Below are 18,256 nucleotides of genomic sequence, written 5' to 3'. Positions count from 1 at the left end.
ATCAGAGTGCTGGTTTGAGTCGTTACCTGAGGCTGACGATCTAGTACGGCATGAGCCAAAAGCGGCGACATCAGAAATTACCGTGCAGCATGCAACGCAAGGAGAGAATATGGAAGGGGGAGTCGGAAAGTGTGCGCTTGTACCGCGCTGGGCACCAGTTGAATTGCAGCCTCAAAATGATGCAGCGAGCACTGTGTATCACGAGGGCGCTGTGTGTGTGGTGGGGGCGAGTGTTTCGCAACAGGCGACATTGTCTAGACTGCATAACAGAATGTATTTTTTTGATGCACAGCAAGCGCCGGATAAGGCATTGGCTGACATAGCCTCACAGCACATTAGTCATGTCATTTGGATCCCACCGACGGCGAGTGATGACATCCTCGGCGGCGAGCATAACAGTTGTGTGCAAGCTTGTTTTCAATGGCTCCAGTTTGTCCTACACGAGCTGTCTGTTGCGCCCACCTGTGTGACATTGCTCATGCAGCAGGATAGTGACTTGCCAGAAGATATTGCTTTTGAGCACGCACCTCTGGTGGGGATGCTTGGCAGTATTAGCAAGGAATATCCGGCGCTAAATGTGCGTTTGTTTGATGTGGGGACTGACACTGAGTGGCCGCTGCAGATCCTTGGCGACATACAGCGGCGTTTTGATGGGGTTCATTTGTATCGTAATGGGCAGTGGCTTGTGCGACAGTTTGTGCCGATTGAATGGGCGAATACCTTACCAACAACAGCGCAAGCATCTGTATTGTGTCGACCTGGCGGCGTGTATGTCTTAGTGGGCGGGGCCGGGGGAATAGGCCGCGCTGTCACCGAATATATGCTCAAGCATCAAGGTGTACACGTGATTTGGCTGGGCCGCAGAGCACTGGATCCGCAAATTCAAGCATCTATCGCGCAATTGCGCAAAGAAGGGGGGACATTGCAGTATGTGCAAGCTGATGTCACTGAATACGCCGCTTTACAAACGGCCTACCATAACATTGTACAGCAGTTTGGTCGGGTAAATGGGGTGCTCAATGCCGCGATGGTTTTTAAGGCGTGTGCCTTTAAAAATATGAGCTTTGATGATTTTTCCGCCGTCTATGATGCCAAAGTGCAAAGCAGTGTGAATCTGGCTCGGCTGCTAAAATATGAATCGCTCGATTATCTGGTGAACTTCTCATCGATCAATAGTTTTATCACCGCCGCGGAGCAAAGCCATTATGCGGCGGGGAGTCTGTTCCAAGACACCTTATCAAACGCATTGCAACGGGCGGTATCGTTTCAAGTGAAAACCATCAATTGGGGGTATTGGACGGCTGAGGGCGCACTGGCCAACTCTGACATGTTCCAATACTGGCGTGCCAAATCTGGGGTGGGGGATTTAACCATCACCGATGCGATGGCTACCCTTGAAATCGTGATGCGTTCAGAGCTTCATCAAGTGGCGTATATTAACGCCTTAACGGCATCGGCTAACCTGCCAAATACAGATCTAAAACAGCGCTGTTACGTCGACGCAGAGGCGAGGAATGATGCACTAGATCTCAGTGATTTGAATCGCTTTTTGTTGCCAGCAGCGGCGGATCTGGCCGGTGGTTTGACGTTTCGCGCAGCAGATGAGCTAACCATTCAATATATGTGGTACCAACTTTACCGCTGTGGCTTGTTTGACGGTACGAGTTTGACAGTGCAAACACTCCAACAGCGTTTGCAGCAGCTGCGCGCAGAGCAAAGCGTTTCTTACCTTCAGCGCTGGCTACACAAAGCCATCAATTTACTGTGTGAACGCGGCATTCTTGCTTATCAGACAGCTGAAGTTGATGCACAGTGCGTCTTTTCTCTCACCGAACAAGGTCGACAATTGGCGACGGATGAGCGGATTCTCACACAGTGGACCGAGGCGTGTGCGAACTGGACTGCGGATCCGGCAACTGCGGCACAGGCCCACTTACTCGACGCGACGTTATCGGCGCTACCGGCAATTCTCAGCGCAGAGAAACGGGCAACTGAGATCATGTTTCCCGAGTCTTCAATGCGCTTACTGGAAGGCATTTACAAACATAATCCGGTCTCGGATTACTTTAACCGTTTGGTGGCAGATGTGGCTGCACATATTACCCAGCACGGTTTTAAGCACGGCAAAAAAGCGCGAATATTAGAGATTGGAGCGGGCACAGGGGGCACCAGTGCGCTGGTCTTTGAGACCTTAAAACCGATGCAACATCAGGTAGAAGAATACTGCTACACCGATATTTCACGGGCTTTTTTAATGCATGCACACACGCATTATCAAGCGCACAACCCATTTTTGAAAACGGCGATTTTTAACGTAGAGCAGCCAGTAGACGAGCAAGCGGTGGAACGTGGCAGCTATGATATGGTGATTGCAACGAATGTGCTGCATGCGACGCGCAACATTCGCAACACATTGAAAAATGCCAAGGCACTGCTCAAGCCTGGCGGTGTTTTGATCTTAAATGAATTATCCGAAGACTCCATCTTTTGCCACATGACCTTTGGCCTGCTCGAAGGGTGGTGGTTACACGAGGATTCCGCGATCAGGATCCCCGAGTGTCCAGGACTGACATCACTTGGCTGGAAACAAGCGTTAGAACAAGAAGGGTATCAGGAGGTGGCCTTCCCACAGCTGAGTGCACATGTGCTAGGCCAACAAATTATTGTTGCTAAAAGCAATGGCGTGCGGTTTGCACAATCACAGGTATCTGCTGACATCCAGTCGCCACCTGCTATGGTTAATAGTGACACGGGTGAAGTAAATACCGTGGATGAGGCTTTAGTCAAACGGCGTGCGGCCCCTCAGGCACACAGCACGTCAGCGCTGAAAAACACCATTAAGCAAGTCATAGCGGATGCTTTAAAATACAGCGTGAATGACATTCAAGTTGATGAGTCGTTTGCGGATTATGGGGTCGACTCTATTACTGGCGTCAACGTCGTTCAGGCTTTGAATGAGGCACTGACACTGACTTTACACAGCACTTGCTTATTTGACTATACCAATATCACACGGCTGGCTGACTACATTGCAACGCAGTTGCCCGAACAACCTGAAAACCATATGGTAGAGGATGCAACCACCGCGGGTGAGCATGCGGATCAAAGCCTGTCTGCGCCGCAGAGCTGTGCGGCAGCAACCATGCCATCGACCTCATCAGATGACGATATCGCCATTGTGGGCATGAGCGGTCGCTTTGGTAAGGCTGACAATTTATCCGCGCTATGGGCTGCATTGGAAAGGGGCGAAGATTTGGTTGAACCTGTGCGCCGCTGGAATTTATCGCAGTATTATCCGGGTATTGACCCGAGTGAGTATTGTGATGCCGGGGCTTTACTGACGCGTATTGACCAATTTGATCCCGGCTTTTTCAACCTATCACCCAAAGAAGCCACTTACATGGACCCACAACAGCGTCTGTTTATGGAAACCTGTTGGCATGCTTTGGAAGATGCTGGGATCAGCGAGCAAAGTATGGATGGTGAAGCTGTCAGCATCTATGTGGGGTGTGAGCAGGGTGATTACGACCACTTGTTTGACGACGCGCCGCTAGCGCAGGCCTTTTGGGGCAATGCGCCGTCAATTATTCCTGCCAGAATCTCTTATCACTTGAATCTAAAAGGGGCGGCCATCGCCATTGATACAGCCTGTTCAAGCTCTCTGGTTGCGATCCATAACGCCTGTGATAGCTTGCGACATGGCGATGTCGATATTTCCATTGCCGGAGGGGTATTTGTGCAATCAACCCCAGACTTTTATCTGAAGTCTAATCGCGCCAATATGCTGTCTAAGTCAGGCAAGTGTTATACCTTTGATGAGCGCGCCGATGGATTTGTGCCAGGCGAAGGGGTTGGGGTTGTCGTGCTCAAACGTTTGCGCGATGCCATTGCCGACAAAGATAGAATTTATGGCGTGATCAAAGCCAGCGGTATAAACCAAGATGGCACCAGTAATGGGATCACAGCGCCAAGCTCAGTGTCTCAAGAGCGTCTGATCAAAGACACCTATGACAAATTCAATATTGATCCAGAAAACATTCAAATGGTTGAGGCTCACGGGACGGGAACTCGTTTAGGCGACCCCATTGAATATGAAGCTTTAAGCCGCGCGTACCGCCACTACTCCAGTAACACCGCATGGAGTGCATTGGGGTCGATAAAAACCAATTTAGGGCACGCCGCCACGGCTGCGGGCATGGCTGGTCTGTGCAAAATACTGTTGTCGCTACAACATAAAAAAATCCCCGCATCACTGAATTACAACACAGGTAACCCAGCTATTCAGTTTGATGACTCCCCCTTCTACGTCAATACCGCGCTCTCGAACTGGCAGTCAAGTGGACAGCGCCCCAGAGCAGCCGCGATCAGCTCGTTTGGGTTTAGCGGCACCAACGCCCATTTAGTAATTGAAGAAGCGCCTGAATTACAGTCCACAACAGAGACTCAGAGCCACTATTTACTCTGCTTGTCGGCAAAGACGGCGCAGCAACTCAGCCGCCGCGTTGAAGATCTCTTGGCACATCTGCAAAGCGGCCTCGTTACTAACTGTGCGGATCTGAGTTACTCGCTGTTGCAAAGGCGTACGCATTTTGAATACCGCTTTGCGTGTGTGGTTGAAAATCTGGCGCACGCTGAACAGGCCTTAAAGCAGTGGATAGCTGGCGAGCCGGCAACACAGGTTTATGACAATATTCAGTCAGTATCTACCAGCGCGGTGCGCCCAGGCTATGCACAGTTTGCAATGGACTCACTAAACAAAGCGATAACGGAGCAAAATCACGTACTTTATCAGCAAGCACTAGATATGCTTGGACAGCTCTATAGCGAGGGCGAGGCATGTGATTTTTCAGTGCTATTTCAGCACAGTGCAGTTCGGGTGATCACGCTGCCTGACTACCCTTTTGAGCAAAAGACCATTTGGGTAGATAACCAGGTTGAAAATCCGCGCAGCGCTTCTGTGCAGCAGGCCAACAAACTTCATCCATTAGTGCATAACAACGCGTCGACCTTTTTGCAGCAACGTTTTGTCAGTCACTTTGACAGCCAAGATTACTTTTTACAACAACATGTGATCCATGGCAAAAAGATACTGCCAGGTGTCAGTATGGTTGAGATGGTGCGCGCGGCGCTGTCAATATCCACGCAAGGTACTAAGCCGGTTGAGCGACACACTCTGGTGATGAACAATATTGGCTGGTTGACACCTTGGGTGCTTGATGAAGCTGCAAAAACGCTGCACATTGACCTGCATCGTGACGGGGCTGGCACGCGATTTGAAATCAACAGTACAGCGAGCTCTTCGCAAGTTGAGCCTGTGACGCATTGTAGCGGAGAAGCGCAATTGGAAGCGCCCTTTGCGCCTTTGGATCGCGCTGTGCCTGAGCTCCCTACAAGCGGATCACTTGTGCTATCTGCTGAGTCTATCTACGCGTACTTTGAGCAGTGCCACATAGTGTATGGTGAGCAGTTTAGACGAGTGTCGCAATTGACCATCTCAGGCACGCAAGGGGTTGCAGATATTGTGGTACACCCAGCGCAAAACTTTGCGCAACAAGAGATGGAGATTGAACCTGGGATTTTTGATGGGGTGCTGCAATCCGCTGCGGTTTTGATCGCTCGCAGCTGTGATATTGATGAGGCACTGGTGCCAATCGCGTTAGAACAATTGCGAATTTATGGCGCACTCAATGACACTGTGCGCACACATATAACTATGACCTCCGATCTCAATGCGAACACCAGTGTGCACAAAGTGAATATTGAAGTGTTTAGCGAAGAAGGCAATTTGATTGCGAGCATGACCGGGTTGAGTTTTAGAGCCATGTTAGCGACCTCCCCCTCACCGGACAAGGTGAGTGTGCCAGCTGTGCAGGACATGCAAACGTTACAGTTTAGCCACGCGATACAAGCGACAGAACGCGCGGTGCATTTAGCACTGCGTGATGGGGTTACACTGGATACAGCGCAGTTGATTGTTGTATTGGGTGAGACACATATACAGATCCAAGCTGGAACCGACTTTGCGCCGTATCAGGCACAATTGCAGCAGGTGTGTGAGCAATTTAATGGCGTAGAACATCAGAAATTAAACGAAACTTTTGAGCGCCATTCGAGTTGTTTGCTGACGATGTTACAGTTGTTGATGCAGCAAAAACAATTGACAGAGATCCGCTTACAAGTGGTGGCCGCCACACATATGTCTGAAGGTGAGGCAAATATCCTGACATCGGTTACGTCGAGCTTATCCGCGTTATTAAAAACCACAGCACTTGAAGATCCGAGATTTCATTGCCAATTTATCGACATTGCATCACCAGAAGGGTCAGCACCGCTCAGCCAAGCACACATAAATGAACTGTGCTGCGTTGCAGCTAATCATATGGATGAAGCGTATTTACTATATAAAAACAATACGCTATACCGAGAAGCTTGGACCGAGATCAACCCTGATGTAGCGGCCTTTAGTCCGTGGCGTGACGATGCGGTATATCTGATCACTGGCGGTTTGGGCGGGATTGGCTACGCGATTGCACAAGATATTGTTCAGCACACCCGTACCGCACGTATTTTCTTACTGGGGTCGCGTCAAGCCGATCTGCACACCGAGCAGCAGATCGCACAACTCAACTCGCTTGGTGGTCACGCTTCTTACCACAGTGTCGATGTGACTCAAGCGGCGGCACTCAACCACTTTATTGCTGCTCACCAAAATGCGCTGAAATGTATCACGATATTGCACTGTGCTGGCGTGACCCGTGACAGTTTGGTGGCTTATATGGCTCCAGAGCGTTTGCACCAGACATACCAACCAAAAATTGCTGGCGTGGTGAACCTAGATACCGCCACCAAACATTTAGATGTTGAAAATCTGGTGCTGTTTTCCTCTGTTAGCGCCGTATTGGGGAATGTGGGTCAGGGCAATTACGCCACTGCCAATAAGTTTATGGACCGGTATGCGACGTACCGCAATCAGTTAGTTCAACGTGGTGAACGCAGAGGTCGCACTGTGTCCATCAACTGGCCTATTTGGGGTACCGAGGGAATGGTAATTGATGCGCCGACTCTTGCGCGCATGCACCAAGAGTGGGGGATGAGCACTCTGGCTCCGCAACAAGGCTTGCAAACGCTTTATCAAGTGTTACAGAGTCGACACGACAATGTGTTTATCATGCATGGTGTCAGCGCGCGGATCCGGGCGCTGTTTAACGCACCAACTCAGTCCCAATCACCTGATCAGACAATGGCTTTTTTGATAGCACAAAGCTGCGAATTGACGGGTGTGGCAGCCCATGAATTGGACATCCATCTAGCATTTGATGAATACGGCTTTGATATGACACAACGGAGCGTGCTGATCGATAGGCTCAGTGCAAAGTTAGGTGAAAGTATCGACAAACATATTCTGTATCAAGCAGGCTCGCTTGACGAGTTAAATACCTATCTTAATCAAGCACCTGAGCGCCAACAGCGCGCAGAAATACTCAACTCAAGTGAGCAAATTAGCGCGGCGCAGCACGCGCCAGTGGCTGCGCAACAGATCACTGATAATGTTGCGCAGCTATTGCGTGAACTTGTGCACCAACATACTGATATCGCACTGGAAGATATTACCAGCGATGCGCATTTTGAGCGTTATGGTATTGACTCTCTGATGGTGGTGAGTATGACCAGTGCGCTTGAGAAAATATGCGGACGTTTACCAAAAACGCTGTTTTTTGAATACAATACCATTGCGCAGATCAGCCAATATATTTCAGAGCATTTCCCTGACAAATTGCAAGCGCACTTTGCGCCCAACACTGCGCCTGACTCGAGTGTCGCTGAGCCCAATGAAACCGCCATTGAAGGTGAACTCGCTCAGCACAGCGGCGCACCACACGGGGGAGCATCGCATCAGGAAAACACGGTATTATCAGCACCTCATACTGAGCCGACACTGACGGCTGCCTTGCCAGCGCAACCACAGCACATTGCCATCGTTGGGATTGCAGGTCGCTATCCCAAAGCGAGTTCGCTACATGAGTTTTGGCAAAATCTCGTTCAAGGTGTGGATACCATTACTGAGATACCGGCCTCGCGTTGGGATCACAGTCGTTACTTTGATGAGCGCAAAGGGGTACTTGGAAAAACATACAGTAAGTGGGGCGGTTTTATTGATGGCGTAGATGAATTTGATCCCTTATTTTTTAATATCTCTCCCCATGATGCGGAATTTATGGATCCGCAAGAGCGTATATTCTTGCAGTGTGCCTATCACGCGTTAGAAGATGCTGGTTATGCCGATACTTATTGCGCTCAGCCTGGTGCCAACCTACTGGGCGAAAAAGTGGGGGTATTTGTCGGCGTCATGTATTCAGAATATCAACTTTATGGCGCGCAGCAAGGTGTGCATGGCACCCCGATTTCACTCGGTGGAAGTGCTGCCTCAATTGCTAATCGGGTGTCGTTTAGTCTCAACTTTACGGGGCCTAGTTTGGCTGTCGATAGCATGTGTTCAGCGTCATTGACGTCAATTAATTTAGCGTGTGAAAGCATTCTCAATGGCCATTGTCATGCTGCGATTGCTGGCGGGGTTAACCTAAATCTGCACCCGAATAAATATTTAAACTTGGCGCAGGGCAACTTTGCTTCATCAGAAGGGCGTTGTAAGAGCTTCGCCGCGGATGGCAATGGCTATGTGCCCAGTGAAGGGTGTGGTGCGCTTATCCTGAAACCACTTTCACAGGCACTTCGGGATAATGACCAAATCTATGGCCTGATAAAAGCTTCGTCTATAAACCACGCAGGTAAAACCAATGGCTACACTGTGCCGAGCCCCAATGCACAGGCCGAGGTGATCAGTAGCGCGCTGTCCAGTGCAGATGTTGATGTGACCACGCTTGGCTATATCGAGGCCCATGGGACAGGCACGTCACTGGGCGATCCGATTGAAATTGCAGGTTTAGAAAAAGCCTTTAAAGGCATGAGCAGTGCACCGTTTAGCTGCCGCATCGGTTCAGTAAAGTCGAATATTGGACACTGTGAGGGGGCAGCAGGGGTTGCGGGTGTGAGCAAAGTGCTGTTGCAAATGAAGCATCAAAAATTAGTGCCTTCAATTCACGCTCAAACACTGAATCCAAATATTGATTTTGAGCATTCTTTGCTGCAACTACAAACTCACTATGAAGATTGGCCACACCAGCAGCGAGAGGACACCATCCTACCTTATCGCGCCGGTATTTCTTCGTTTGGCGCGGGCGGGGCGAATGCACATATTGTGCTTGAAGAGTATCCAGTGGCTGCGCGTAGTTCAGCCGATGACAGTGATGTGGCGTTGCCCTATATGTTCTCTGCTGCAACACCTCAGCAGTTGAGTACATTGGTCAGTGATTTCTTAGCGTGGTTTGCTGCGGGGCATTTTGACTCAGTTGCTCTTGCTGATATCGCGTATACGCTGCAAGTTGGACGCAAAGCGCTCAAAGAGCGTTTGGTGATCATCGCCAGTTCTCGCACTGAGTTGGTTGGGAAGCTGACATCTTATCAGGGTGGGCAAGCCGCGACAGGTGTATTCAGTGCAAATATCAAAGTGGCGAACGAACAACAAATCCAAGCCGCTACGGATTTTACCGCATATCCGTGGTTACTCGATTGGTGCTTAGGGCAAAAGGTCGATGCGCAGGCACTGTGGTTTACAGACCAACAAGTTCGTCGCGTATCTCTGCCGACCTATCCATTCAAGCAGGACTCATATTGGTACACATCAATTTGTGATGATGCGCCACAACTTGCGCCTGTGACGCCACATCAGCATCCGTTGTTACAGCGTAATACATCCAATTTTTCGGGCGTGCGTTATGAAAACAATTTTAACGGGCAGGAGTGGTTCTTGCGCGATCATCAAGTGAGTGGCGAAAAAGTACTGCCGGGTGTGGCCTATCTAGAAATGGCGGTGCAAGCTGCCAAAGACGTACATAAACTCACGGATAGCCATGGTCTCTCGCTGTCAAATATGGTGTGGCGCCGCGCTGTGGTCGTGGCTGAACAAGGTGGCCGTGTTGAGATGGCTCTGACCCCGAAAGGCAGTAGCAGCATTGATTTTACGGTGCAACATAATGACGCGCTGTGTATGAGTGCGCAGATCAACATCGAGGAGCGGGATCCACAACACGGCCGCTTTGGTGGTAATAAACAGCCGGAGTTACAACAATTAATGGACAGTGCCCGCGCCATAGCACCAGCGGATTTCTATGCGGCTTTTGCGCAGCACGGCATTGAATATGGTGAGACACACCGTTTGGTCCACGCGCTGTACGTCACTCCCACCCAGGCGCTTGCCAATATCGCGCTTGCGCCGACACAGGAAAGCCAGCTGCGTACATTCGCTTTACATCCGGGCCTGATGGATGCGGCTTTGCAAGCAATCAAAGCATTTTACATACAAGATGCGGATCCACGTTTGATGGTGCCGTTTTCATGTCAGCAAGTGCGTATCCACGCAGCGCTAAGTGCCACTATGTGGGTGCTGTGCAGTCGAGACGAGAAGGGGGCAAAACATCAATTCAATATTGAGGTATTCAATAACAAAGGTGAACTAAGCGTGCAATTTAAACAGTTAGCAGTGATGCCATATCATGGGCCGGGCAGCGTACATCAAACGCCTTCAGATGAGCAGTTCAAGGTGACCAAAACCAGCTCAAGCCAGAGCGCGAGCTCATCGCTAGCAAGTGCGAACGACGCGTGGGATCAATATTTGATACCGCGCTGGACAACTGTAGCCGTTGCCGCTGAGCATGAACGTCTCGATACACAACGCAATACGTTAGTGGTTGAGCTGGGAGACTACTCAAAAGCGCTCAGCGTATTGCAATATAACAAAGGCACAAGCATTGCCCTCAAAGAGAGCTACTCCGTCGAGGACATTGTCAACAAGATCACTCATGCTGGCGAATTTGATGAAATCGTGTGTTTAGCTGCCAACGTTGAACTGAACTATGGCAGTGCATCAGGCAATGATTTAGACCTTGCATACACTAAGCTCAGCAGTACACAAAAAGGGAGCGCATTGCTTTGCTTTAACTTTATCAAGGCACTACTACAGTGTGGTTATGCAAATCGGGCACTGGATATCAAACTGGTTACGATCCATGCCTTTTCCGTTTTGCCGGATGAAGGAGCCGATCCCGCTTATGCAAGTCTACATGGCCTATTTGGCTGTCTGGCCAAAGAGTATAAAAACTGGCATGTCACTGCTGTGGATAGCGATTTTATCAGTGGCTTGCCAATACACGCGCTGAGTCGTGTTGAACAAGCTACCGATGGTGTATCGATAGCTTACCGACAAGGGCAATGGTTTGTTCAACAACTTTACCCATATACGCCACCGAGTGTGTCGAGTGAGCCCTACCGCGATGGCGGGGTTTATGTGGTTGTTGGCGGCGCTGGCGGTTTAGGTCAGGTGTGGAGTGAAATGATGATTAAAACCCATCAAGCCCATGTGGTCTGGATTGGCCGTCGTGAACAAGATGCTGAGATCAGCGACGCTATGGAGCGTCTTGCACAATATGGCCCCAAGCCTTGGTATCTGTGCGCAGATGCCAGTGATCCAGTTGCGATGCGTGACGCATTGGATTCAATTAAATTACGCCACTCGCACATTCATGGCGTGGTGCACTCAGCATTGGTGCTGCAAGATCGCAGTTTGGCCAGAATGTCACAGGATGAGTTCCTCGGTTGTTTAAGCGCTAAAGTGGATATATCCCTGTGTTTGGCACAAACATTTAAAGCTGAATCGTTGGACTTTGCTTTGTTTTTCTCATCCTTAATTGCGTTTACACGTAATCCAGGGCAAGCAAACTATGCCACTGGCTCGGTGTTTGAAGATGTTTTCGCAACGCAAATAAACCGCCATTGGTCATGCAAAGTGAGCGTGATCAACTGGGGTTATTGGGGTGATGTCGGTGCAGTGAGCGACGCGTCTTATCGTCAGAGAATGGAGAAAGCTGGCATCTTATCTATCCAGCCTGAGCCTGCCATGGCAGCCATCCATCACTTACTGAGCAGTGATGAGCCACAACTTGGATTTATTCGTGTGGACAGCAGGGCACAGATCGGCGGCGTGAACGAGCATGCTCAGATCACTCGTGCTCAAGCGCTACAATATGTATTACCGGATATTCAGGCTGAATTTGATTTGGCCTATCAAGAGGGAGCTGCACGTCAACAAGCCCTCAGACACCTTGGACAATTAGATCTGCAAGCCAATCAAACCTTGGCGGAAGCTTTGCTGCCTTTGTTAGCTGTACAATTACGTGCTGCGGGAGTTTTTGCTGGGCACACAGGTTCAGAAGTGAGCATGTCCGATCTGGTTGGCAGTATACAAGGGGTGGGGCTGAGTGCGTATCATACGACGATGTTTAGCCAGTGGTTGACGTACAGTGTGGAGCTCTTGCAGCAAGCTGGGTGGATCAAACAAGGGGGGCAGCAGTTACTCTCATTGCAACCAGCGCAGACACTGGATGCGGACACCTGCTGGCAGCGTTGGAAACAATATTGCCAACACAATCAAGATAACAACCTGATCGCGGCAAAAGCGACGCTATTGGATGCCATGGTCACGGCTCTACCTGATATCATCACAGGTAAGATAAAAGCCACCGATATTATGTTTCCTCAGTCGTCCATGGCTTTGGTAGAAGGTGTGTATAAAAATAATGAGGTGTCGGATTACTTTAACCATGACGTCGCACTGGCCGTTTGTTCAGCCATTCGAGCCTGGCAGCAACAGGGACATGGCCGTAAATTAAGAATTCTGGAGATAGGTGCAGGCACGGGTGGCACCACAGCTGGACTGTTAGAAAAGCTGCGACCGTTTGCGCCACAGATTGCCGAATATTGTTACACCGATGTCTCTCAGGCGTTTCTCAATCATGCACAAACCCACTATGTGGCAGACTTTCCATTTATCAAAACGCAGTTGCTTAATATCGAACAACCCCTCTTGACGCAAGGGGTGAGTACAGGCAGTTACGATATCGTCATAGCAGCACAAGTATTACATGCCACGAAGAGTATCAGCACCACTTTGGCACACACCAAAGCGCTGCTTAAACGCAATGGGGTATTGATCCTCAATGAACTGAGCGAGCGCTCTGTATATAGCCATCTGACTTTTGGCTTGTTAGATGGTTGGTGGCTGTATCAAGATGCTGCTTTGCGAATGCCGTATTCGCCGGGGTTATCCTCATCAGGCTGGCAACTTTGTTTGGCTGCACAGGGTTTTAGCCAAAGCTACTTCCCCGCGCCACAATCTCATGGCATGGGTCAGCAAATTGTCATTGCGATCAGTGATGGCAATTATATGATACCCAAGCAGGTGGACAGCACGGATCTTCCCCTAGATGTCGGTAAGCCGGCAGCGCAGAAGACCCAGAGCGTGTCCGCAGCCACCCGTAGCTCTGGGCAAGTTGCGCAGCAGCTGACTCAGGTGAACGCAGTGATCATGCAGGCATTTTCGGCGGCATTAAAAGTGCCTACAGCGTCAATTGACCCCACAGAAGCGTTCTCGGATTATGGCTTAGACTCGATCACTGGCGTCAATGTGGCGCAAACCATTTCCACTGAGTTGGACGTAGATCTCAATACCACAGCACTATTTGACTATGTTAATGTGGAGCAACTGGCACAGTATGTGGTGTCTTTGTTATCAGACAAAGCTGAAAATGAGAGCCCACACCTTGAGCCATCAGTTAGTAGCGCTGCACCTGTGCAATCGTCGCAAACCGCTCAGGCTGAAGTGCTGTCAATCGTCACGCGCGCACTGTCTCACGCATTAAAAGTGCCGCCAGAGGTGATTGAACCAACAGAAGCTTTTTCAGACTATGGGCTAGACTCCATCACAGGTGTGAATGTCGCGCAAACCATCTCCAATGAACTTAACATTGACCTCAACACCACGGTGTTATTCGACCATGTCAATGTCGAGCAGCTCTGTCAGCATATATTGGCACACCACCCTGATATCGCCGAGACAACAGTATCGGTGTCAGCGCTCCCCGAGTTGGCGGCGACACACAGCAGTCAGTCAAAAGCCGTTGATGATGCGCAGCAAGCTGCAATTTATGAGGTGATCACACAAGCTCTGTGTGATGCATTGAAAGTTCCTGTGGCTGATATTGATCCCCACGAAGGGTTTGCGGACTATGGTTTGGACTCTATCTCCGGGGTCGGTGTGGCACAACGTATTTCCCAACAATTAGGCATTGAGCTCAGTACCACAGTGTTGTTTGATTATGTGTCAGTACAGCAGTTAGCAGAGCATATTTTGACGAACTACTCAGAGCTCAATATCGCCCCAAATATCAATAGCTCTGACGATGCGCAAGTGCTTCACACCGCTTTGGGCAATGATCCTACGTCTTCGAGCAATGACATTCAGCAAACGCCGAAACAGGATGTGCAACAGCTGCCAACTCGACGCGAATATCCAGATGAGGCGATCGCCGTGGTGGGGATGAGTGGTCGTTTTCCTGGTTCTGAGAGCGTGGATGCACTATGGCAAAACATTGCTAATCGCGTTGATCTCGTGACGCCAATAACACGTTGGGATATGTCAAAATACGCTGGGCTATCCACTGATTTTTGTGCTCAAGGGGGCTTTCTTCGTGACATAGAGCAATTTGACCCAGGCTTTTTTAATATCTCAGGGACCGAAGCAACCTATATGGATCCACAGCAGCGATTGTTCTTACAAGAGTCTTGGAAAGCGCTTGAAGATGCAGGTTATGCCGGTGATCCCAACTTTGGTGAAAAAGCGGGAGTGTATGTTGGCTGTAATAGCGGTGACTACAAGAACATGTTGTCGCAAGACGCCCCTGCTCAAGCATTTTGGGGGAATGCTGGCTCTATCACCCCGGCGCGGTTATCTTATTACTTAAACTTGATGGGGCCTGCCGTGGCAGTAGATACGGCCTGTTCAAGCTCTTTGGTTGCGATTCATTTAGCGTGTCAGGGACTGTGGTCCGGCGAGCTGGATGTGGCGCTTGCTGGCGGGGTATTTGTGCAATCAACCCCTGAATTCTATCTGCAAGCGGACCGTGCCAATATGCTGTCTAAACAGGGTCGCTGTCAGACGTTTGATGCCGCAGCGGATGGCTTTGTACCCGCTGAAGGAGTCGGTGTGTTAATACTGAAACGACTCGCGGATGCCTTGGCGGATGGCGATCACATCCACGGCGTCATAAAAGGCAGTGGTACCAATCAAGATGGTGCCAGCAATGGCATCACAGCGCCGAGCGCAAAGTCGCAACAAAAGCTGATAAAAGAGGTTCACCGTCGTTTCAACATTGCTCCGGAGGATATTCAACTGATCGAAGCCCACGGTACAGGCACCAGTTTAGGGGATCCAATTGAAAGTGAGGGTCTAAAGGCGAGTTTTCAGACAGAGGCCGCTCAGTCTGCCAATGCATGTGCTGTAGGGTCAATCAAGTCCAACATGGGGCATGCTATCACGGCTGCCGGCGTTGCCAGTGCGGTCAAAGTTTTAATGGCGTTAAAACATCGCCAGCTGCCTCCGACTATTCACTACGAAAAGCTCAATGAGCAGATCAATTTTGCCGATACGCCATTTTACGTCAATACTGAGCTCACTCCGTGGGCGCAGCCAGTGGGTAAACCAAGAACAGCCGCGATCAGCTCATTTGGATTCAGTGGCACTAATGCACACCTAGTGCTCGAAGAAGCGCCAGTTAGCGCACATCTCCAACCGCCACGAGCACAGTATTTGTTTGTGTTGTCGTCACAGTCACAACCTCAGTTGCTGATCATGGCCAAACAGCTCCTGGCACACAGTCAAAGTCAAGAACTTGATCTGGCAGCAACGAGCTTTACCCTGCTTAATGGTCGGAAGCACTGTGCACACCGCTTGGCGTGGGTTGCTCGTGATCAGCAAGAATTGGCACAAGTTTTAACGACCTATATCGAAGGCAGAGAGGATCCCGCCTACAGTTATGCGCACTTTGATAGAAAAGCGTTTAAAAAACAAATGTCACTGCAAGCATATAGCAATGAATGTGTGGAGCGCTTCAGCAGCAGCCAAAGCGCGCAGGAGCAGTACGACGCATTGCGTATCATCGCCGATCTGTTTGTACAAGGGTATCGCATTGAATTGAGCCATCTATTTTTAGCCTCTGAGCGTCGCAGAGTACCGCTGCCTACTTACCCCTTTACACAGAAAAAATATTGGGTGCCTTCATCTGAGGAGGTTGATAGTGGCACAGCGTTGGCACCGGAGTCCAATGCGCAGCCTTTCTCTTGGCTGTTAACAAAGCCTCATTATGCGGCATCTCCTTTCGACGCTGTCGACTCCTGGGATAAAGCCGTAGCACAGTTAGCAGGTAAAACCTTGTATCTATTGGGAGATGAACCTCAAACAGCTGCGTTGGCTAAATTGCTCTATCAAGTATGTGATAAAGCCAAACTGGCCGAATTCCCAGCGCTTACCTGCTTGTCATATCAGCAGGCCGCAAAGATGGACTCATTAGCGTCATTGCCTGACTATATTTTGTGCATGGACAGCTTAGACGACAGTGCACGAGAAGCACAAACAGGCCTACAGGGACTGTTTGGGTTACTCAAAGCCACCATGAAAAATAATTGGCAGCAGGCTGTCGAAGTGTATTATATCTATGAAGACAGAGCAGCCAGTCAAGCGTATCTTGATGCTATGTCCGGGTTCTATGAATCTGTGACGCGCGAAAATGACGCTTATCGCTTTACTTTGATCCAGCATGGATCGCAACAGCAAACATTACAACAAATGTTGCTACAAGAAGTGTTGCAAAGCGATGGCGTCGACAAAGCGGTTAAAAAAGTGCAGTATCATCAAGGTGAGCGCCAAATAGAGCTACATGCTGAATACCACCAAGATGAGGTGCAGAGTGCCCCCGAGCAGATTGCATTTGAGGATGGAAAAACCTACCTCATAACGGGTGGATTTGGTCCCGTTGGCCGTTTGTTATGTGAACGACTGGTGAAAACCTGGCAGGCCAATTTTGTGGTACTGTCTCGCTCTGTGCTCGATGATGAACAGCGTGCGCTGTGCACGCAGCTCAACCAATACAAAGGACGTATCCATTACCATGCAGTGGATATTTGTGACCAACAGGCACTGCAGCAAACCCTTGATCAAGTTGCTCAACAAGTGGGGCCGATCCATGGGGTGGTGCATATGGCAAGGTTGGTGCACGATAACTTATTGGTAGCAAAAAGTTGGCAGGAATTTAGTGACACGATAAAGGCAAAAGTCACAGGTACGGTTAATCTGGATAGGTGCCTTGCTGAAGCGCCTTTGGACTTTTTTGTGATGTTTTCGTCGATCGCAGCTTTTGGCTTGCGAGGCGGAACAGATTACGGCTATTCAGCGGCCTTCCAAAATAGTTTTGCACGTTATCGAAATGGCCTCACAGCTAAAGGGTTACGTTCTGGTCGAGCGATATCACAATGTTGGGCAGGGTGGAGTGTAGACCGGTATATGCCAGCTGCGCGAATGGATGTAATGCAAAAACATGGTATGGTCCCCATCGATATGGAGGTTGCGATGCCGATGTTTTGTGAGAGCTTGAATTTATCTGAGCCTGTGGTCGGGTTTGTCGGGATCTCCGATAAAGACAAAGCGAAACGTTTCTTTGACGTCGATAGGCAAGACACGGTGTTAACCGAGTCGGAACAACTGGAGCAGCTCTTGACCGAATGGTCGACACACCAGTCTCACTTGAGTGACGGCGACAAAGGGACTATTAAGGATGCAATGATTGGCATGTTAGCTCAGTTTGATGTCAATCACTTCAGCGATGCTCAAGTAGAAAAAGTGTATGGCATCTTGTTTGGCCAGAGCCAAGCTCTTACTGAAGACGCCGTTCTCAAAGTGGCAGCTGTGTCGGCGGCTGAGCTGTCACAGAAGGAGCCGCGCGACATCCAAAAAATCGTGCTGGACACCGTAAAACACGCGTTATTAGTTGAGGAGATCTCGGTCGATGAATCACTACAATATTATGGCATGGATTCCGTGTCGGCTATGCAGATCTCTTCGCGTTTAAGTAAAAACTTGGGTATCCAGATTGAACCGGTTTGGCTGCTCGAAAACCCGACTATTCGAGAGTTTGCGGATTATTTAAATGTGCAGTTTGCAGACTCGATATAAAAACATGACATGAACACAGTGCCCCTCGTGGTTGCCAGACGCAGCCACGAGGGGCAAGTTACGATATTTTAAGTATTAGAG

Annotated in this window: 1 protein-coding gene; it reads left to right on the top strand. The window is 49.7% G+C overall.

The annotated features are described in order from the left end of the window. Positions 1-109 precede the first annotated feature (109 nt). Positions 110-18,175 (top strand): SDR family NAD(P)-dependent oxidoreductase, encoded by an 18,066-nt coding sequence (locus QNM18_RS25495; RefSeq protein WP_284138799.1) that lies wholly within the window; start codon positions 110-112, stop codon positions 18,173-18,175. Positions 18,176-18,256 lie beyond the last annotated feature (81 nt).

Origin of the sequence: Pseudoalteromonas obscura (assembly GCF_030135505.1) — a bacterium.
In the GTDB taxonomy this organism is placed as follows: domain Bacteria; phylum Pseudomonadota; class Gammaproteobacteria; order Enterobacterales; family Alteromonadaceae; genus Pseudoalteromonas; species Pseudoalteromonas obscura.
This window is presented reverse-complemented; position numbering and strand designations above follow the sequence as displayed.